This is a genomic window from Ruegeria atlantica, assembly GCF_013032505.1.
Classification (GTDB): Bacteria; Pseudomonadota; Alphaproteobacteria; order Rhodobacterales; family Rhodobacteraceae; genus Ruegeria; species Ruegeria atlantica_F.
Genome location: NZ_WQCG01000004.1, coordinates 281,134 through 299,488 on the forward strand (window position 1 = coordinate 281,134; position 18,355 = coordinate 299,488).

Genomic DNA, 18,355 nt, shown 5'->3' on the forward strand with positions numbered 1-18,355 from the left:
AAATGGACAAATTTAAGGTTTTCTTGCGAATAATTCGCAATAGCGTTGACTTAGTTGCGAATGGTTCGCATATTCATTCTCAAGAGGATACCTAAATGGGGTAAAAGATGATTCGTCGTAGTTTTCTTGCGGCTTTGGCTTTTGCCGCCGCTTTGCCTGTCACGGCATGGGCCGAGGCGCCGCTAAAGGTTGTTGCCACCACGGGCATGATAGCTGATGCGGCGCGCCAGATCGGTGGTGATCAGGTTGAGGTCAAGGGTTTGATGGGACCGGGCGTCGACCCGCATGCTTACCGTCAAACTCGTAGCGATATCGTTGCTATGACCCGGGCAGATCTGATCCTGTGGCACGGTCTTTACCTTGAAGCGCAGATGGAGGACTTCTTCCATGATCTCGGACGTAAACGTCCGGTCGTGGCTGTGGCCGAAGGTGTCGACAAGTCCAAACTGCGCGCGCATGACGATTATGCGGATAAGTATGACCCGCATGTATGGATGAGCCCAGCCGTCTGGCGCGATGTAGTGGTTGAGGTTCAGGGCGCTCTGACTGATGCACGCCCAGAGGCTGCAGCGACCTTTGCGGCCAACACCCAGGCTTTTCTGGCTGAGATCGATCAACTGGAGGCTTACGGAAAACAGGTTTTGTCCAACGTGCCTGAAAACAGCCGGGTGCTCGTGACGGCCCACGATGCGTTCGGCTATTTCGGCGAGGAATACGGCTATGTAGTGCTCGGCATTCAGGGCATTTCGACACAATCCGAAGCGGGTTTGAACCGGATTGGCGAGTTGGTCGACACTTTGGTGGACAAGCAACTGACGGCGGTGTTCGTTGAAAGCTCGGTTTCCGACCGGTCGATGCGCGCCTTGATCGAGGGTGCTGCGTCCAAAGGTCATGAAGTCGGCATCGGCGGAGAGCTGTATTCCGACGCCATGGGAGAACCGGGCACCTACGAGGGAACCTATATCGGTATGCTGGACCACAACATCTCTGTGATCGCTGGTGCCTTGGGTGCTGATGTGCCCGAGCGTGGCATGAACGGCAAATTGTCGGCGGGGTTTTGAATGATGCTGTCGCTGGCTTCTCGACAAGGTGTTTCGGTTGCCGACACAGGCATTGACCACAGCCCGCTGGCCATTCGCGGTCTGACCGTATCATACGGTCAGAAACCTGCGGTGTTTTCAGTGGATATGACTGTTGAGCCGGGCGCGATGACGGCGATCATCGGCCCAAATGGTGCCGGTAAATCAACGCTTTTGAAGGCAGCGCTTGGCATCGTCTCACCCTTGTCCGGGAAGGTGTCCGTCTTTGGTGAACCGTTGGAGAAACAGCGCGCCAGAATTGCTTATGTGCCGCAACGTGCAAGCGTGGATTGGGATTTCCCGACGCGCGTGATTGATGTTGTGCTGATGGGTTTGTCGCGCGATTTGGGATTGCTGGGCCGTGTGCGTGCCCGGCACATGTCTCGCGCCATGGATTGCCTTAACCGCGTTGGAATGCGTGATTTCGCAGATCGGCAGATCGGTCAGCTTTCAGGTGGGCAGCAGCAGCGGGTCTTCCTGGCCCGTGCTTTGGCCCAGGCCGCCGATCTGTACTTGCTGGATGAACCTTTTGCAGGCGTCGATGCGGCCACGGAAAAGGCAATCATTGCGGTACTGAAGTCGTTGAGGGAGGCCGGTAAAACCGTGGTGGTCGTACATCACGATCTTGCCACTGTGACTGATTACTTCGACCATGTCTTCCTGATCAACACACGCAAAGTGGCCGAAGGAACTGTGGCCGAGGCCTTTACTGCCGAAACGCTGCAATCTGCCTACGGCGGCCGCTTGGCCACCGCCCAGATCGATCAGATCTCGCGCGCTTTGGGGTAATCATGCTTTGGGATGCTCTGACCCTGCAGTTGGGCTATAACGCTACGCTGGTCGCCATTGGTGCGACCTTGCTGGGTATATCCGCCGGTGTGACCGGCACCTTTTTGTTCCTGCGAAAACGCGCGCTGGTCAGTGATGCAATCAGCCACGCAACACTGCCTGGGGTCTGCCTCGGGTTCATGGTTTTGGTCGCCCTTGGGGGCGATGGGCGTAACCTTATCGGCCTATTGGCCGGATCGGCCGTGTCGGCCTGGGTTGGTCTGCTCTGTATGAACTGGCTGACACGCCACACGCGTCTGGCCGAGGATGCTGCGATTGGAGCTGTACTGTCGGTGTTCTTCGGCTTTGGAATCGTGCTGTTGACTGTGATCCAGACCATGGGAGTCGGTCGTCAGGCGGGTCTCGAGGGGTTCCTGCTGGGCTCAACGGCGGGGATGCTTTGGGCAGACGCGCTGGTCATTGCAATCGGTGGAGCAGCAACGCTGTTGCTTGTCATAATTATACGCCGACCGATGACCATGGTGGCCTTCGACCCTGAATATGCGGCTGCCCGGGGGTTGCCGGTACACCGGATTGATCTGGCGATGATGGGTCTGGTCATGGCGGTTACCGTGGTGGGACTCAAGATCGTTGGCTTGATCCTGATCGTGGCACTGCTGATCATCCCGCCCGTTACGGCGCGGTTCTGGACGGAACGATCAGACCGTGTGGTATTGCTGGCTGGCCTGGCCGGAGGGCTGGCCGGTTTTCTGGGGGCGGCGCTGTCGGCCTCGGCCCCCAACCTGCCAACCGGTCCCATCATTGTTTTGGTCAGCTTTGGGTTTTTCGCACTGTCCCTGCTCTTTGCGCCCGTCCGGGGTGTTCTGGCCGCCGTTCTGCGACATCTGCGGTTTCAGCGCCGGGTTCACATCCGGCAGGGCCTGTTGGCGCTTGCGCAAGGGCAGAAGATTTACGAGCCGCTGACCTTGCGCCTGCTGCGACGTGCCGATTTGGCGCGGGCAGATGGCGTGGCAACCGAAACAGGCAAGGCGCGCGCGGTCAAAGCGCTGCGCGACGAGAAACGCTGGGAAATCGTCCGGGCCGATCAAGCGCATGAGGCAATAGCAGCGCTCTATGACGGGCTTCGGGATATCGAAACCGTCCTGACACGCGACCAGATCGCAGAAATCGACCGCCAGATCGGCGGCCCGCAGGAGGTTCCGGCATGAGCGGTGAAGAATTTGTTCCTCTTTCGCTGACGCCCCTGCTTATCGGAACGTTTGCGGCCATCGCCTGTGCGCTGCCCGGCAACTTTCTGGTGTTGCGCAAACAGGCTCTGATCGGGGATGCGATAAGTCATGTTGTGCTGCCCGGCATAGTTGTGGCCTTTTTGCTTACCGGAGCGATTTCAACTTGGCCCATGATGCTGGGCGCTGCCGGCGCGGCCGTCATCGCCGTGGTTCTGATCGAAGCCGTGCGACGGTTGGGGCAGATCGAGGCGGGTGCTGCGATGGGTGTGGTTTTCACGACGATGTTCGCGGCCGGGGTGCTGTTGCTGGAGCAGACCGATACTTCGACCGTGCATCTGGACGTTGAACATGCGCTTTACGGCAATCTGGAAAGCCTGATCTGGTTGGATGCGACGGGTTGGTCTTCTGTACTTGACCCCATAGCGTTGGCGGGCCTGCCGCCGGAATTGCCCCGGATAGCGCTGACCTTGCTGGGGGTTTCCCTTTTCGTCTGGCTGTTCTGGAGGCCGTTGAAGATTTCCACCTTTGACGAAGGGTTTGCGCGCACCATTGGTATCCGAACCGGAATGCTCGGAATGGCTCTGGTAATCACGGCTGCAATAGCTGCTGTAGCCGCGTTCGACGCCGTGGGTTCGATCATTGTGATTGCCATGTTCATTTGCCCACCCGCAGCAGCGCGCATGATGACCAATCGGCTGGAATCCCAAATCGCATGGAGCATCCTCTTTGCCGTTCTGTCGGCCGTTTCAGGGTATGTTCTGGCCGGGTATGGCCCGCTTTGGCTGGGCGCGGCGGATGCGGTCAGTGCTGCTGGCATGATCGCGACGATGTCCGGTCTGATCCTGGCGTTTGCGGCTTGTTGGGGTCCCTGCAGGACCCGCGCAGGTGCACCCGGAATCGCTTGACCCGGCATTTTCCCGCCACCGGGCTCTGCACTGCATCGGCCAAACTTCGCCGCCTGAATTGAGGCCTATAGAGTCTTCACGCTGCAAAACCGGATTCGTGGTACCAGTTTGCCCATTGATTACTGGATGACCACCACTCACCCGGATCGTTCGAGCAATCGCGCCCAGACTGGCCGCCAGTCTAGGCTGGCAAGTCGCGATTGTTCGAACGCCCCCCTCCCTTCAAATGTATTGCAGTGCAAAGCGGTGGCAGAATCGTGCGCGATTGTGCTAGGTCTGGTGGTATGGCGCAGGCACACCCCAATATCAGCGAAAATCGCCCGGTAATCCGGCAACTTGACGATGCGGCGATCAACCGTATTGCGGCGGGTGAGGTTGTTGAACGCCCGGCATCTGCGGTTAAGGAATTGGTGGAAAACGCCATCGACGCAGGCGCAACCCGCATCGCGATCGACATCGCTGATGGGGGCAAGACGCTGATTCGCGTCACCGATGACGGCTGCGGAATTGCTGCCGATGATTTGCCATTGGCCTTATCCCGCCACGCGACGTCAAAAATTGACGGGTCGGATCTGTTGAACATCCACACCTTCGGCTTTCGGGGAGAGGCATTGCCATCGCTGGGCGCTGTTGGGCGGTTGACTATCACAAGCCGGGTGCCGGGGGGCGAGGCGGCCTCGGTCCATGTCGCAGGGGGGCGAATTGACGGGGTGAAACCGGCCGCCTTGCGTGCTGGTACTGTGGTTGAACTGCGCGATCTGTTCTTCGCCACACCTGCCCGATTAAAGTTCATGCGCACCGACCGGGCCGAGGCGCAGGCGATCAGCGACACCGTCAAGCGGCTGGCTATGGCCGAGCCAGCGGTGACCTTCACTTTGCGCGACGTTTCTGGCGGAGGCGAGGGGCGCGTGACCTTTCGGGCCGACCGCGAAAATGGGGATCTGTTCGACGCGCTTCACTCCCGGCTGGCCCGCGTGATCGGGCGTGAGTTTGCTGAAAACGCCCTGCAGATCGACGCCGCGCGCGAAGGCATCCGGTTGTACGGTTATGCCGCCCTGCCGACCTATTCGCGCGGTGCGGCGGTGGCGCAGTATCTGTTCGTCAACGGGCGGCCCGTAAGGGATAAAATGCTGACAGGCGCGCTGCGGGCGGCCTATTTCGATTTCCTCAGCCGGGATCGCCATCCCGCTGCAGCCCTGTTCATTGATTGCGATCCGACGCTGGTGGACGTGAATGTGCACCCGGCAAAGTCCGAGGTCCGGTTCCGCGATCCGGGCGTGGCGCGCGGGTTGATCGTCTCGGCTCTGCGGCACGCGCTGGCCGAGGCCGGGCATAGAGCGTCCTCCACAGTGGCGAATGAGACTTTGGGGGCTATGCGTCCGGAACCAGCACAGCCTGCACCGGCGCGAGTCTATCAGATGGACCGTCCCTCACCGGCCGTACGGAAAGTAGCGTATCAGGCGCAGGCGCCGGGATTTGCTGAACTGTCTCAGGACTACAGCGGCAGCATTGTCGAACCGGCTTCAGTCCCAGAACCACCGGTCGAAGACCTGCCTTTGGGCGCGGCACGTGGGCAGGTACACGAGAACTACATCATCGCCCAAACCGCAGACGGCATGGTGATCGTTGATCAACATGCGGCCCATGAGCGGCTGGTTTATGAAAAGCTCAAAAAACAGATGGCAGAGAATGGCGTCGCAGCGCAGGCACTGCTGATCCCGGAAATTGTTGAATTGTCCGATAGCGATTGCGCGCGATTGATGGCTGTGGCTGATGATCTCTCGCGCCTTGGTCTGACGCTGGAGCCATTTGGCGGCGGCGCGGTCGCCGTGCGTGAAACGCCTGCCATCCTGGGCGAGGTCGATGCGCGGGCGATGATTCTGGACATATTGGATGAACTGGCCGATCAGGGCGAAAGCCAAACAGTGCAGGCGCGGATCGAGGCGATCCTTAGCCGGGTGGCTTGTCACGGCTCAGTCCGGTCGGGTCGTCGTATGCGGGCCGAGGAAATGAACGCCCTGCTGCGCGAGATGGAGGCTACGCCCCATTCCGGTCAATGCAACCACGGACGGCCAACTTATGTGGAGCTCAAGCTGAGCGATATCGAGCGATTGTTTGGCCGCAGTTGATCCCAAGGCCCGGCGGGGCTATGAAGAATAAAACAAGAACACTCGAGTTGAAATGATTGAGATTGCAGGCACCCAATATGCGTTGAATGACCCGGTTTTGCTGATCGGCGGTGGCGTCGTTCTGCTGATCCTGCTGCTGCTGTTTTTGTCATTGCGCGCGTCCAATCGGTCGGCTCGGATGGCGGAGCCGCTGGTCCGGCAGATGGCGCATCTGGGGCAGCATGTTCAGCAACTGGGGCAGGGCCAGGAACAATTGCGCGGTGGCCTCCAGCATGTCTCGGACACGCAGGCCAATACGCAGGTGCAGGTCATCCAGACAGTGGAATCCCGACTGTCCTCGGTCCAGCAGCAGATGAATGACCGACTGGCGGACAACGCCATGAAATCGGCGCGCGCCCTGGCCGAGATGCAGGAGCGGATGAAGGAATCGCTGCACGGGTCCTCGAAACAAACAGCGACTTCGCTGACACAGTTGCAGGAACGTTTGGCCGCCATCGACAAAGCGCAGGACAATATTACCAAACTGTCGGGTGATGTATTGTCTCTGCAGGATATCCTGTCGAACAAACAGACCCGTGGTGCGTTTGGAGAGATTCAGTTGAACGATATCGTGTCCAAGGCGCTGCCTTCGGACAGCTTTCGGCTGCAGGCGACGCTGTCGAATGGGCGCCGGGCGGATTGTCTGATCAACCTGCCGAACCCTCCGGGGCCAATTGTCATCGACAGCAAGTTCCCGTTGGAAGCTTATGAGGCGTTGATTGGTTCGACCAATGACATGGAGCTGAAAGCAGCGGTGCAGATGTTCCGCAGTACGGTGCGCAAGCACATCACCGATATTGCCGAGAAATACATTCTGGACGGTGAAACAGCCGATGGCGCGTTGATGTTCCTGCCGTCCGAAGCGGTCTATGCCGAACTGCACGCCAAGTTTCCTGAACTGGTACAGGAGAGTTTCAGCAAACGTGTATGGATCGTTTCGCCCACCACCTGCATGGCGACGCTGAACACGATGCGGGCGATCCTGAAAGATGCACGGATGCGCGAACAGGCGGGTGCTATCCGCAAAGAGCTTGGCTTGCTGCACAAGGATGTCGAGCGCTTGGGGGATCGTGTCTCGAACCTTGACCGCCATTTCGGGCAGGCGGCCAAGGATATCTCGGAAATTAAGATCAGCGCCGAAAAAGCTGGCCGCCGGGCGCAGCGGTTGGATAACTTTGATTTCGAGGAGTTGGCACCGGACGATCAGACCAACGTTGTGCCTCTGGGGCATTCTGAAGGCTAGGCATTACTGGATTGACAGATCCAGATTGTAGCCGACCGTCTTGTCCGTATCGCGGTCATTGCCCATCAGGTAGACCCGGATCGTGTAGTCTCCATCCTCAGGCAGTTCGATGCGCGCGGTGTTCCCGTCGATCGAGCCGTTGTAGATCGCGAAGCCATCACTGTCTGGCGGCAGGATGTTGAAGTAGATCACGCCATAGCCATTTGTGTCGCTTACCTTGAGGTCGGCGAACATCTCTTGCCCGGCTTTTGCACCCAACTTGTAGTCGAAGTACTCGTTTCCTGTGACGGTACCATTGACCATTGTACCGAAGTTGCCCGGCTCAAATTTTACATCAGCGACCAGTTGGGCTGATGCGACCGATGCAAAGCCAAGTAGGCCAAGAGCTAAGATTGTAGTTCTGATCATTTAAGATGCCTCCATAAAACGGCGTGCCGGAAAAGAGTATCACATGAACGCTTATAGGGTCAGATTCTCAGGAACGGTTGGAACAGGCGCGGCATCAGCTTGTTAAATTTAAGCGGCGCGTCAGTGACCGCCAGGCAAATGCAATCCCCCGTAATGTCTGCTGTAGGGGTATGGTGGAGGTCTTCATCTGCAATTTCCACATCGCCACGGGCGAAATGGTCGACCTCATCCGAAAACGCACCCTGCAGAACCATTGTCAGCTCCATGCCATTATGGCTGTGGTCGGGAACTGCGGTGCCCGCCGGTATGAATAGCAACCGGGCGGTCGCATCACCGGTTGTCGGCAGTATCGCCTGCTTGACCCCCATGCCGATTGGTCGCCAGCGGATGTCGTTCACATCGCCACCAACGTAATCCTGCAATGGTGTCGGCAGAACCGAACAACCGGGGCGCTTGGGTTTGGCAATAGGTGCGCCGTTTGCAATCAATGCCATCGTTTCCGCAAGTGCCTTGTCGTTCATCGCAACGGTGTCGTCCTGCTCTTCCAGAACATATCCACCGACTGCGTCAAAACTTTCCGCACGCGCGCGGCAATGATCACACAAGGACAGGTGTGTCGCGACCATCAGGTCGAAAGCCTCGGGCAGAGTGCCTGCGGCGTATGCCATCAGCAGGTCATCTGTCAGGTGATGTTTGATCTTGTTGCTCATATCCGTCATCTCAATTCATCGCGTGGCGCAAGCGGTCCAGCGCCAGCCGTATCCGTGATTTGATCGTGCCCAGTGGCAACCCGGTCTGAGATGCGATTTCTCGATGACTCAGATCGCCGAAATAGGCTTTCTCGATCAGCTGTCTTTGCGCTTCTGGCAACGCGGTCAAAGCGTCGCGCAGCTGCGCAGTTTCTTGTTGCAGCGCAAGTACGTCGTCCTGTTCCGGCTCTGCTTCGGGGCCCCATCCCAGATCCTCGGGTTCGGGGCGACGTTGCTTGCGCAGAACGTCGATGCGCTTATTCCGAGCAATTGTGAACACCCATGTGGCCACGGTCGCCCTCGCGGGATCGAAAAGATGTGACTTGTGCCACAGAGTGGCCATCACCTCTTGGGCACACTCTTCGGCCGTAGCCGCATCTGAGCCCGACTTTATCAGGAAAGCTTTGATCCGCGGGGCGAAATGCTGAAACAACTCGGCAAACGCGGCCTGGTCCTGTGCATCCCTTATGCGTCTGACGTGGTCCACCCACTCAGCTCGCTTATTGCAATTGTCTTCCGCTTGGTTCACCGGTCTTCCCTTGATGCGTTTTTTCGCGCGCCACGGTTTCTGTGAAGGCCTATAGGCCACCGGTTCATCCAAGGTCGCGGTATCGATCTCGGTAAACATAACAACAATACGCAGTGACACCCAAGCTGGATCACATTGTGGTGCTATTTTAATCCGAACCGGACCATGTTTCGTATGATAAGTATGTACATGACGCAAAAAAGAGCGCCGTTTTAACGGCTTGCAGGCAAGATAGGAAATCGCTCGTAATGAATAGAGTCGACCATATTTCAGGCCACACCTATCACGGCCGAAAAGGTGGGATCGAAAATGCGTTTCGGTATTCTATCGATTACATCCTGTTGGACCCCGAAGCCCGGCCTGACACACCGCTCTTGTTTTCGATGAACCGCGCCAATGCGATGTACTGGCGAGACCTCGACCACGGTGGTGAGCCCGGCAAAGGCCAGGGCGCGGTGTGGTTGCGTGCAAAATTCGATGAGATGGGTGTAACCCAACCCGAACGGCTTGAGTTGCTGACGCAGCCGCGGGTGTTGGGGCATGTGTTCAACCCGGTCAGCTTCTGGTTTTGCTTCAATGCCGATGAACAGCTTTATGCCGTAGTGGCCGAAGTCACGAATACTTACGGCACCCGCCACAGCTATCTCTGCAATAATCCTGACTATGCGCCGATCCAACCGACAGATCGCATCGTTGCGGACAAGCTGATGCATGTCTCGCCGTTTCAGAAGATCGAGGGCACATACGTGTTCCGGTTTGATCACAGCCCCGAGCGTGTCGGTGTCTGGATCGATTATGGCCGAAAGGCGGGTGGGTTGATTGCCACCCTGACCGGACCACGAGCGCCGCTAACCAACCGGGCGATTTTGTGGTCGTTGCTGCGCCGGCCCTTCGGGGCCCGGCGTGCATTCTTCCTGATCCTGTGGCAGGCGCTAAAGCTCAAGATCAAAAAGGCCCGGTTTGTTCCATTCCGAACGGCCCCGGTGCCTGATCAGCCAATGTCCCGCAGTCGCAAACCCTAGAACTTGGGTTTTTGCTTAAGATCAAAGACTCAGGCTGACCCCCGTGGTTGTGGTACTATTGAAACCGCGAATATGAGGAGTCGGGTCATGATGGAAATCTCGCCAAGGAAAATCGCTCAGGTTGCGATGATGGGGCGCGAGCTGGATCGCGCAGAGGGCGAATTGCGCGCCTTCATTGGCCGAATGAGCGAGGATGAACAGGCTGAACTGGTGGCTGTCATGTGGATCGGGCGCGAAAGCTTTTTCGCCGAAGATCTGTCTGAGGCCATCGCAACCGCCAAGTCCGAGGCTTCGACCCCTTGCGCGGATTACCTGATTGGTACACCGCACCTGTCGGATCACCTTGAAAACGGCTTGGACGCACTAGGTATCTCGGCCGAGGATGTGGAAAACGACCTGATGTAAGTGCACCAGTTGTGTGCATCTGGCCCGGACAGCAAATCGTTTAGCATTCGCCGAAAACCCGGTTTTCGGATAACCTGCACAGGAAAGCCGAAAGCGACCCCGTTCATATTGGGGTGCCAGGAAACGGAGCACGACCGATGTGGCGCGCCTTGCAAATGATTGCTGTACTCGCGTTTTGCTTGGGTTTTGGGTCTCGGCCCGCTCAAGCCTGCGGCGTCTGCGTCGAGCTTCCGGAATATTCACTTGCGGACCAGATCCTTTCCGCACGCGTGATCGTGCTGGCAGCGCCATCGCCTGACAATCCCTTCAGGTTCACTCCCGTTTCGATTGTGAAAGGCACGCCTGAACAGGTCGAGGCTTTGCCGGAAATACCCTTTCTGGTCGACAGCGTCGCGCGCTCTGCATTTCGTGTGGATCCCAACCGAACAGTTTTGATGATTTACAGAGCGGGATACCGAGACAAGGCTGGCCGCGGACTTTCCGGCGGCTGGATCAAAGGGTTTCTGATGACACCGGATCGAACCCAATTCCTTGAGACACTGCGCGCCAAGGGGCAGGGGTGGGTCAGTGGCGCTCCGGACCGCGCGGCGCAGGTTGCCTTTTTCAGTGACTATCTTACGCACGAAGATCGCATGCTGCGCAACGCTGCACTGATCGAGATCCATCGCGCGCCTTATCGGCTTGTGACCCATCTGGCCGACGCCGTGCCCACGGCGCAATTGTTGCAGGATTTGCGGAATCCAAACCGCCTTGCCTACGCACCGGTGCTTATCCGTTTGTTGGGTCTTCAGTCGGACCCTAAGGCCAACGAACGTGTAAGGCTTGGTTATCAAAGCGCGCTTCGCGACCGACCCCTTAACCTTTATGACTGGGGGTTGGCGGGTATCGCAGTGGATCGTGATCAGGCAATCCTGGAAATCGAAAAGTCGCTGCTGCGGCCTGATCGAACCGACGAGGAAAAGCGAAATCTTATCCGCAGCCTGGCCGATGGCGGAACAGCCTATCCGGAAACGCGACCCCTGATACTGGATGTGTTTAAGCGCCAGTTGGACCAAGACAACTCCCTTGCGATTTGGATTGCCCTGGCTGTCCGACCCTGGGACACCAGCGCCCTGATCCCCACCTTCGAGGCTGTCATGGCTCAAGACAATCTGGATCCGGCGACGCTGTTTTTCTTGCAGGCGGTAACGGAAGCAGACGAACGGGGTTAAAGTTTCAATAGCGTTCCTAACGACCTCGGATCGCAATCGGGAATAGAAAGAGCAGGCATTCGCCACGCTAAAGCAGCCGAAATAGCTCCGGCGCAATCGATTTCAGAAAAAATGCAAACCTGAACAAAATCGCCTTGTATCTGGTCGACATGCAAGGATATACCGGCCAGCGGAGACGTGGCCGAGTGGTCGAAGGCGCTCCCCTGCTAAGGGAGTAGGCCCGGAAGGGTCTCGAGGGTTCGAATCCCTTCGTCTCCGCCACAAAATCTCGAAATGGATAGATCCGCCTAACTATCTGTCGGTTTTGGTCGGTGGTTTTTATGTTCGCTGCATGCGCTTGGGGTCAGGCCTGCATCTCAAGATGTGCGTCTGGGAAAAGGTTCAGAACCTTCGACAATTCTCCGTCAGGCAGAGCGCACAGGGTTGTTGAAAGCCCATCGGCCAGCGCCGCGGTGTTTGCAGATACTGACACAACCCGGCTGGATGGCATTCGTCCTGTAGGGTTGAAGATATGGCCATAAGCTTCGTTCAGCATCAGGTTGGTGGCATCCGAAGTCGCAACGGCCCGGTCGCGTAGCGAGATACGTTTTGTGACCTGGCTCTGGGGACCTGCCAGACCCACTTGCCAGGCGCGCCCGTCGTGGCGCTGCCCGATTGCCATTATTTCCCCCATATCGATCAGGATGTCTTGCATCCCTTTTGAACGGAGCAGCGCGGCGATGCGATCTGTGATTGCTCCTTGCGCTATTCCATTTAGTGTCAGCGCCGACTGTCCGGGATAGGGCAAGCGGATGACATCGTTGTTAACCGAGACCTTGTTCCATCCGATGGAATTGCGGGCGGTTTTGACGTCCTCACCGTTGATCAGAGCAGCCCAGAGCGGCTGGATTGTCGGGTCAAAGGCGCCCCCTGAATTCTGGTGCAAAACTGAGCACAGGCTGAACAGACTCAAGAGTTCGGGCGCTGGATGCATAAGAAAACCATCGCGGTTCAGGCGCGAAAGTTGGGATTTCGGGCGATACAGGCTGAAGATATCTTCCAGCCGTGTGACTTCGGCCTCGACGGCGGCAAAAACGGGGCGGGCTTGGGTATCTGTCAGCCCAATCAACTGCATGCTGGCGGGTGCGCCCAATGCAGAACCGCGCCACAGGGCGGCTGTGACCGGGGCCGCGATTGCAGGGCAGGCCGCGCTTGCGGCCGAGATAGACAGAAACCGGCGGCGAGACAGAAGGGTCATGCGGGTGTCTCCAGTAGCAGGTCCAGATCTACGGGGCCCAATACCTCGGCATCGGGAATGTCGGATAGGGGCAAAGCGGTACCGCCATATTGTGCGATGAATGATGCGGCATCATCAGGGTTTGAAAACGGCACCACCTCACGCGCGCCCATGCCGCCAGCGACGTCGGAGCCGACAACAAAGATGGCGACTTCGGCGGCGATCCAGTTGGATACACCCGGTTGCTGCCAGTTGGGCGCGACACTCATATCACTGACGTAGATGGCAATGATGTCGGCGTCCCGCTCCGGGCTTTTGAGGTAGGCCACCAGGTCCCGCACCTGTGCAAAGAACAGTGGTGCGGGATAACCTTCCAGATGGATTTGCCCTTTGGGTCCGCCGTGTTCGGCGATATTCATTTGGCAGAAGAAGCTCAGCGCATCCGGTGTCAAGTCAACTGGATCGGGGACCTCGGCGACCTCTTCTTTGCAGGCCGTCAGTGCGAACAGAGCGATCAGGAACAGATGCTTCATGGCTCAACCCTCTGGAACGCGGCGCGAGCGAGGATGAAGCCCAGAATTGGCCAGATCAACAATGACGCGGGTGCTGCCCAAACCGGAAGCGCTTGTGCCGCACCGGTCATGCCAGAGGCCATTGCGACACCTTCGGTCGCGGCGATATTCCACAGACGAAATGCGTCGGCCGGGTTGGCTACCATCACCCACGGAAAGACGGATTGGGTGAAAGTGCCGCCCTCATCCATAACCACGGCTCCCAACAAGCCAAGATCATAGAGGACGACAAAGACCAGCCAGAGCCCGGCCGACAGACCTGCCGCCGCCGTTGCGCCCCTCGCCAACGCGGACAGCAGGTAACCCAGCGCCAAAAACACAGCGCCCAGCAGGATGGATGTGAGGATGAGGCGGACCAGCGCCATCAGGCTCTCTGGCCCCGCGCCGCCAAAGAAGGCGGCCACCGCGCCTGCGGTGCCGAAACCGATGGTCATGGCAAAGGCCAATGCAGCCAGGTGGGCGGTGAACTTGCCCAGCAGGATTTCCCCGCGACCGGCGGGATAGGACAGCAGCAGCGAGAGGCTACCCCGGTCCACGTCTCCTGCGATGGCGTCGAATGCGATCATCAGTGCCAGTAGGGGCGCAAGATAGACCGACAGCGTGGTCATCGACGCGACCGAGACGGTCAGCATATCGACCCCCAGCGTGCCCGTCGGTGCGCTGCCCGCAAAGGTCAGCGCCAAGGCGAACAGAACCATCATCAAGGTAGCCATCAACAGCCAGCGATTCCGGCGCAGGATTAACATTTCAGTGCGGGTTATGGCGAGGAAGCGGGTCATTGCAAATCCTCCTTTGCATAGTGGCGATAAAGGTCCTCCAGTTTTGGCGGCGTCATTTCCACATCCGCTACCGAGTCGCCCAGTCCGGCGATGCGGCGCAAGGCCTCCATCTTATCTTCGGGTGAGCAGAGCAACTCGACGGATGCCCCGTTGATCCGACTGCCGCCCAGTTCAGCGGCCAGCGCGTCGGGGTTGGCGCTGGCGCGAACTTGCAGGCGGATCGGTAGACCCGCCAGCGCGGACAGGTTGTTCAGCGTGTCGTCGGCGACCATCCGACCCTTGCGCATGATGGCGATGCGGTCGGTGCGGGCCTCGACTTCGGTCAAGGCATGTGAGGCGATCAGAACCGCCGTGCCCTGCGCGGCCAGTTCGTCAATGATGGCATAGAGATCTTGCCGCGAGATCGGGTCTAACCCGCTGGTCGGCTCGTCCAGCAGCGCCACTTTCGGCTGGCCCAGCAAAACCTGCGCCAGACCCAGACGTTGCCGCATTCCCTTTGAATAGGCTCCGATCCGGCGGTCCGGGGCATCGCTCAAACCGACGCGCTCCAACAGGCCGGGCACATCGGCTTTTGCGCCTGAAAGCTGCGCAAACAGGGTCAACTGCTCACGCCCGGTCAATGCGGGATGAAACGACACCGCCTCGGGCAGATAGGCCGTTTCGCGCCGCGCTTGAGCGCTGCCGGGGGTTGCGTCTCCGATCCGTATGGCTCCGCCGTGGATTGGGGTCAGGCCGAGAATGGATTTGATCAGGGTAGACTTTCCCGCGCCGTTATGGCCCAGCAGCGCGACGCGCTGGCCGGGGGCAAGAGACAGGTTGATATCGTCGAGAACGCGGGTTTTCCCTCGGTTCTTACAGACCTTGTTTATCGTCAGGGCCTTATCCGTCATGAGGCACCTTTTTCATTGCTGGGGGTTTAGGGGCTTGCATCAATGGATTGCTGTCCATCACGCCGCCCGGCAGCAGGGCCGGAAAAGCGGATTGTGACCAGCGCACCAGCTGCACGGCGGGGGAGCCGAGTAGCAATTTGGCTGCGGGTTGGGTCCACAGCACATGGTCAATCGAGTCGTTGGGGCGATAGGGTGTGTCGGCAATTCCGTTGCCATCCACATCATAGGCGGCGAAATCGGACCAATAGTTGCCGCGCCCGTCTTCGGACCACTCGACCCATTTGGTCGAGACGTATTTCACTTGGGTCCGGTTGCCGACAAAGGCGTTTCCGACGATCCGGTTGCGCTCGGATCCGGCCGTAAAGTGGATGCCGATGCCGCATCCCTGGAACCAGTTGTCGGTGAATTCGTTCTTGTTCGAGTTATAGAGGAAGGTGCATTTTTCCTTGGCACCTTTCACTACGTTGCCGGCGATGACACTCTTGTTGGCGTAGTTCAGCATCACGCCATGTTCGCGGTCACCGATGGACACGTTGTTGGCCACGGTCACGTTTGAGGTGAACATGATCGCGTAGCCGAGATCATTGCTGATCGAGACGTTGTCGCTGACCACTGAATTGTCGGCATACATATAGTGCACGGCAAAGCGCAGATCGCGGAACAGGTTGCCGGTGAAAGTGTTCTTCTTAGACGAGTTCACAAAGATACCGTCACGGCCATAGCGGATATCGTTGTCTTCAACCCGCGCGCCTGGCGCGTTCCAGACATAGACACCATTGCCGCGGTCATTCATCCGCTGATCCAAACGTCCTTCGATCCGGTTGCCACGTACGATGCTGTCCTTGGCCCCGTGGATGTCGACGCCATAGAGATTGCCCAGCAGCACGTTATCTTCGACCAACGGCGCTTTGGCCGTTTTGGTCAGTTGGATGCCACTGTCGATCCCGTCATGGCTTGAGCCCGAGCCGATTACCGTCAGACCGCGCACGGTCACACCCGGCCCGGTAACGGTGATGACGCTGCCGTTGCCTTGTCCGTCGATGGTGGCCTGGCCCAACCCGTCAATGGTGACGGGCCGGTCCAGAACCAATGTTTCGGTATAGATACCGGGGCTCAGGCGGAGGGTGTCCCCATCCGCCGCCTGTGCCAGTGTTTCATTGATGGCCCCCGCCCGATTGGGCACATCCCAGTCCGCCGCCCAAAGGGGCGAGCCGAGCAGGAGCGGTATGAGCAGGGACCAACGCATAAGTTATGCTCCCTGAGGCTCGACCAGCATCCGGCCGCGCATTTCCATGTGCAGTGCGTGGCAGAACCACTGGCAATAGAACCAGTGCACGCCCGGACGGTCCGCAGTGAAAGTGATCGACGCGGTTGCCATTGGCCCGATCTCGAAGGCGATGCCGTAGTTACCCAGGCAGAAGCCGTGGGTCACGTCGTCCACGTCATCCAGGTTGGTGACGTAGATTGTTACCTCGTCGCCCTGTTTGACGGTGAACTTCTCAAGGCTGAACGTCGGCGCCTGCGAGGTCATGTAGACCCGCACCTTGTTGCCGTCCCGGATCGGTTCTTCCGCGCCTTCTTCCAAATCGATGCCATCGGCTTCGGCCTGTTTGCGGGCGTCCTCCCAGGTGACATCGGCACGGTCCCAGACATTGACCGGGTTGACGATATCGGCGCGAACGATGATCGAGTCATGCGGCTCGGCAAAGGTCGGGCCGTCGTGAACCACCTTCATCTCGTTGGACGAGATGTCGATCAACTGCTCGTTCTCGGGCTTCAGCGGGCCTACGTTCAGGAACCGGTCTTTCGAGAACTTGTTCATCGAAATCAGCCACTTGCCATCGGCATCCTTGGTTTCGCCCATGGAAGTCGAGTTGTGGCCCGGCTGATAGTGGACGTCGACCTTCGAGATGATCGGGTCCACATCTGCACCACCATAGGCTTCGATTGCCTTGTCGATGTTCCATTTCACGATCTGGCTGTCCAGGAACAGCGTGGTGAACGCGTTGCCCTGACCGTCATAGGCGGTGTGAAGCGGACCAAGACCCAGCTGCGGCTCACCCACAATGCACGACCGCGGATCCGCATCGCTTTCGAACAGGGCGTCCAGTTTGGTCACGTCCATGATCGAAACGGTCGGCGACAGCTTACCGTTGATGCAGACGTGCTTGCCGTCAGGCGCGGTGTTGATGCCGTGCGGCGAGTTCGGAATCGGAATGTAACGGGTGTACTTCTTGTTCTGACCCTTACGGCCGTCCAGAACCTTAACGCCTTTCAGCTCTTGATAGTCACCGGCTTCGATGCCTTTTTCGATTTCAGCAAGGTTAAAGACAACAACGTGGTCCAGCTCGTTCTCAGTCATCTCGGCCAGGTTCATACCCATTTCCGAGTTGTATGAGGTCGAATAGGCGTACTTACCCTGATAGTCACAGTCGGTGTTGTCGAGGTTGCCCGACACGATCACCTGCCATGCGACCTCCATCGTGTCACCGTCCAGCGCGGTGAAGATGTTCACGTATTGCGATGGATCGTCCAGCACTGTGCCGTCATTGACTAGCGGAGTTTCATCTTCGCCGTTGGCAAAGACATAGCCGGTGCGCGGGAATTTCTGCGGACGCAGCCCGTGGATCGCCTTGGCGTTCGGGATCTCGGTGATCTTGTCGCATTTCATCACGTCACAGCGCACACGGGCAACACGGGTGTTGGCCTTGTCGTTCATGAACAGATAGCGGCCATCATAGGTGCCATCGGTGAACGACATATGCGGGTGATGCAGGTCGCCATTGTCATAGGTTTTCATGCCGCGCTTGGCGAGGAATTCCTTGGTTTCCGGCAGCAGACCGTCGGTCATGATCTTCAGCGACTCGTTGGTCTGCCCCCAACCGGTGGCCGAGCAGCGGTTGAAAACCGGCACCCGCATCAGCTCACGCATGGACGGGAAGCCCAGGATGCGCAGCTCACCGGTCTGACCCGAGGACCAGAAGCCGTAATATTCGTCCAACTCGCCGGGCTGCAGATTGGCATTGGCCGCAGCGCTGGCCTGTTTCGCGGTCATCAGGGTCGAACCCAGACCGGTCCCGGCCAACACAGCGCCGGTTGCGGTGGCCCCCAGCATCCCACGGCGTGTGATGTTCAGTTTGTTTTCATTGTCCGACATGATC

General features: G+C 58.4%; 18 protein-coding genes and 1 tRNA gene. 10 read left to right on the top strand and 9 right to left on the bottom strand.

All coding sequences use genetic code 11. The features are described 5' to 3' along the window. Window positions 1–107 precede the first annotated feature (107 nt). The 6 genes from GOW92_RS16960 (at window position 108) to GOW92_RS16985 (ending at window position 7,413) form a co-directional block, all read left to right on the top strand. Entirely contained in the window at window positions 108–1,061 is a 954-nt protein-coding gene (locus tag GOW92_RS16960; protein WP_170562215.1) for a metal ABC transporter solute-binding protein, Zn/Mn family, read from the top strand. Continuing rightward, complete coding sequence (locus GOW92_RS16965; RefSeq protein WP_438826358.1) at window positions 1,062–1,868, top strand: metal ABC transporter ATP-binding protein; 807 nt, start codon at window positions 1,062–1,064, stop codon at window positions 1,866–1,868. 2 nt (window positions 1,869–1,870) lie between these two features. Next, window positions 1,871–3,076, top strand: a complete 1,206-nt coding sequence (locus GOW92_RS16970; RefSeq protein WP_170562218.1) for a metal ABC transporter permease — start codon at window positions 1,871–1,873, stop codon at window positions 3,074–3,076. After that, window positions 3,073–4,002, top strand: a complete 930-nt coding sequence (locus GOW92_RS16975) for a metal ABC transporter permease (protein ID WP_170562221.1) — start codon at window positions 3,073–3,075, stop codon at window positions 4,000–4,002. The genes GOW92_RS16970 and GOW92_RS16975 overlap by 4 nt, the downstream gene beginning before the upstream one ends. Before the next feature lie 284 nt (window positions 4,003–4,286). After that, window positions 4,287–6,131, top strand: coding sequence for a DNA mismatch repair endonuclease MutL (mutL, locus tag GOW92_RS16980; protein ID WP_170562224.1), 1,845 nt, complete (start codon window positions 4,287–4,289; stop codon window positions 6,129–6,131). 52 nt (window positions 6,132–6,183) lie between these two features. Beyond that, entirely contained in the window at window positions 6,184–7,413 is a 1,230-nt protein-coding gene (locus GOW92_RS16985; protein WP_170562227.1) for a DNA recombination protein RmuC, read from the top strand. A gap of 3 nt (window positions 7,414–7,416) precedes the next feature. Here GOW92_RS16985 and GOW92_RS16990 read toward each other — a convergent pair whose 3' ends face one another. Genes GOW92_RS16990 through GOW92_RS17000 form a run of 3 tightly spaced genes read right to left on the bottom strand, consistent with a single transcriptional unit; the run spans window position 7,417 to window position 9,198 of the window. Further along, complete coding sequence (locus GOW92_RS16990) at window positions 7,417–7,821, bottom strand: hypothetical protein (protein ID WP_170562230.1); 405 nt, start codon at window positions 7,819–7,821, stop codon at window positions 7,417–7,419. Window positions 7,822–7,880: 59 nt separating this feature from the next. Next, window positions 7,881–8,531, bottom strand: a complete 651-nt coding sequence (locus tag GOW92_RS16995; protein WP_170562233.1) for a ChrR family anti-sigma-E factor — start codon at window positions 8,529–8,531, stop codon at window positions 7,881–7,883. A gap of 10 nt (window positions 8,532–8,541) precedes the next feature. Further along, complete coding sequence (locus tag GOW92_RS17000; RefSeq protein WP_170562393.1) at window positions 8,542–9,198, bottom strand: sigma-70 family RNA polymerase sigma factor; 657 nt, start codon at window positions 9,196–9,198, stop codon at window positions 8,542–8,544. A 149-nt stretch (window positions 9,199–9,347) separates the two neighbouring features. On the opposite strand from GOW92_RS17000, the gene GOW92_RS17005 reads away from it, so the two are divergent. The 4 genes from GOW92_RS17005 to GOW92_RS17020 all read left to right on the top strand — a co-directional run bounded on the left by GOW92_RS17005 (window position 9,348) and on the right by GOW92_RS17020 (window position 11,998). Further along, window positions 9,348–10,121: a DUF1365 domain-containing protein gene (locus tag GOW92_RS17005; protein WP_170562236.1), complete on the top strand. Its 774-nt coding sequence runs from the start codon at window positions 9,348–9,350 to the stop codon at window positions 10,119–10,121. 87 nt (window positions 10,122–10,208) lie between these two features. Beyond that, the gene (locus GOW92_RS17010) at window positions 10,209–10,526 is read left to right on the top strand and encodes a DUF3775 domain-containing protein (protein ID WP_170562239.1); all 318 of its coding nucleotides are present in this window, start codon (window positions 10,209–10,211) and stop codon (window positions 10,524–10,526) included. Between the two features lie 155 nt (window positions 10,527–10,681). Further along, complete coding sequence (locus tag GOW92_RS17015) at window positions 10,682–11,737, top strand: hypothetical protein (protein ID WP_170562242.1); 1,056 nt, start codon at window positions 10,682–10,684, stop codon at window positions 11,735–11,737. Between the two features lie 171 nt (window positions 11,738–11,908). Further along, window positions 11,909–11,998 (top strand) — tRNA-Ser (locus GOW92_RS17020). Between the two features lie 82 nt (window positions 11,999–12,080). Here GOW92_RS17020 and GOW92_RS17025 read toward each other — a convergent pair. Genes GOW92_RS17025 through nosZ form a run of 6 tightly spaced genes read right to left on the bottom strand, consistent with a single transcriptional unit; the run spans window position 12,081 to window position 18,351 of the window. Continuing rightward, window positions 12,081–12,974: an FAD:protein FMN transferase gene (locus GOW92_RS17025; protein WP_170562245.1), complete on the bottom strand. Its 894-nt coding sequence runs from the start codon at window positions 12,972–12,974 to the stop codon at window positions 12,081–12,083. Beyond that, complete coding sequence (locus GOW92_RS17030; RefSeq protein ID WP_170562248.1) at window positions 12,971–13,486, bottom strand: nitrous oxide reductase accessory protein NosL; 516 nt, start codon at window positions 13,484–13,486, stop codon at window positions 12,971–12,973. Before GOW92_RS17030 ends, GOW92_RS17025 begins: the two co-directional genes overlap by 4 nt. After that, window positions 13,483–14,304 (bottom strand): ABC transporter permease, encoded by an 822-nt coding sequence (locus GOW92_RS17035; RefSeq protein ID WP_170562251.1) that lies wholly within the window; start codon window positions 14,302–14,304, stop codon window positions 13,483–13,485. Before GOW92_RS17035 ends, GOW92_RS17030 begins: the two co-directional genes overlap by 4 nt. Continuing rightward, complete coding sequence (locus GOW92_RS17040) at window positions 14,301–15,194, bottom strand: ABC transporter ATP-binding protein (protein ID WP_170562254.1); 894 nt, start codon at window positions 15,192–15,194, stop codon at window positions 14,301–14,303. Before GOW92_RS17040 ends, GOW92_RS17035 begins: the two co-directional genes overlap by 4 nt. Next, complete coding sequence (locus tag GOW92_RS17045) at window positions 15,184–16,440, bottom strand: nitrous oxide reductase family maturation protein NosD (RefSeq protein WP_170562257.1); 1,257 nt, start codon at window positions 16,438–16,440, stop codon at window positions 15,184–15,186. Before GOW92_RS17045 ends, GOW92_RS17040 begins: the two co-directional genes overlap by 11 nt. Before the next feature lie 3 nt (window positions 16,441–16,443). Further along, complete coding sequence (nosZ, locus tag GOW92_RS17050) at window positions 16,444–18,351, bottom strand: TAT-dependent nitrous-oxide reductase (RefSeq protein ID WP_170562260.1); 1,908 nt, start codon at window positions 18,349–18,351, stop codon at window positions 16,444–16,446. Window positions 18,352–18,355 lie beyond the last annotated feature (4 nt).

Excerpts from the sequence above, each read along its gene's own strand:
- GOW92_RS16985 (WP_170562227.1), top strand. The coding sequence starts at position 6,184 with ATGATTGAGATTGCAGGCACCCAATATGCGTTGAATGACCCGGTTTTG.
- mutL (WP_170562224.1), top strand. The coding sequence starts at position 4,287 with ATGGCGCAGGCACACCCCAATATCAGCGAAAATCGCCCGGTAATCCGG.
- GOW92_RS17010 (WP_170562239.1), top strand. The coding sequence starts at position 10,209 with ATGATGGAAATCTCGCCAAGGAAAATCGCTCAGGTTGCGATGATGGGG.
- GOW92_RS17040 (WP_170562254.1), bottom strand. The coding sequence starts at position 15,194 with ATGACGGATAAGGCCCTGACGATAAACAAGGTCTGTAAGAACCGAGGG.
- GOW92_RS16995 (WP_170562233.1), bottom strand. The coding sequence starts at position 8,531 with ATGAGCAACAAGATCAAACATCACCTGACAGATGACCTGCTGATGGCA.
- GOW92_RS16975 (WP_170562221.1), top strand. The coding sequence starts at position 3,073 with ATGAGCGGTGAAGAATTTGTTCCTCTTTCGCTGACGCCCCTGCTTATC.
- GOW92_RS16990 (WP_170562230.1), bottom strand. The coding sequence starts at position 7,821 with ATGATCAGAACTACAATCTTAGCTCTTGGCCTACTTGGCTTTGCATCG.
- GOW92_RS17015 (WP_170562242.1), top strand. The coding sequence starts at position 10,682 with ATGATTGCTGTACTCGCGTTTTGCTTGGGTTTTGGGTCTCGGCCCGCT.
- GOW92_RS16970 (WP_170562218.1), top strand. The coding sequence starts at position 1,871 with ATGCTTTGGGATGCTCTGACCCTGCAGTTGGGCTATAACGCTACGCTG.
- GOW92_RS17000 (WP_170562393.1), bottom strand. The coding sequence starts at position 9,198 with ATGTTTACCGAGATCGATACCGCGACCTTGGATGAACCGGTGGCCTAT.
- nosZ (WP_170562260.1), bottom strand. The coding sequence starts at position 18,351 with ATGTCGGACAATGAAAACAAACTGAACATCACACGCCGTGGGATGCTG.
- GOW92_RS17005 (WP_170562236.1), top strand. The coding sequence starts at position 9,348 with ATGAATAGAGTCGACCATATTTCAGGCCACACCTATCACGGCCGAAAA.
- GOW92_RS17025 (WP_170562245.1), bottom strand. The coding sequence starts at position 12,974 with ATGACCCTTCTGTCTCGCCGCCGGTTTCTGTCTATCTCGGCCGCAAGC.
- GOW92_RS17045 (WP_170562257.1), bottom strand. The coding sequence starts at position 16,440 with ATGCGTTGGTCCCTGCTCATACCGCTCCTGCTCGGCTCGCCCCTTTGG.
- GOW92_RS16960 (WP_170562215.1), top strand. The coding sequence starts at position 108 with ATGATTCGTCGTAGTTTTCTTGCGGCTTTGGCTTTTGCCGCCGCTTTG.
- GOW92_RS17030 (WP_170562248.1), bottom strand. The coding sequence starts at position 13,486 with ATGAAGCATCTGTTCCTGATCGCTCTGTTCGCACTGACGGCCTGCAAA.
- GOW92_RS16965 (WP_438826358.1), top strand. The coding sequence starts at position 1,062 with ATGATGCTGTCGCTGGCTTCTCGACAAGGTGTTTCGGTTGCCGACACA.
- GOW92_RS17035 (WP_170562251.1), bottom strand. The coding sequence starts at position 14,304 with ATGACCCGCTTCCTCGCCATAACCCGCACTGAAATGTTAATCCTGCGC.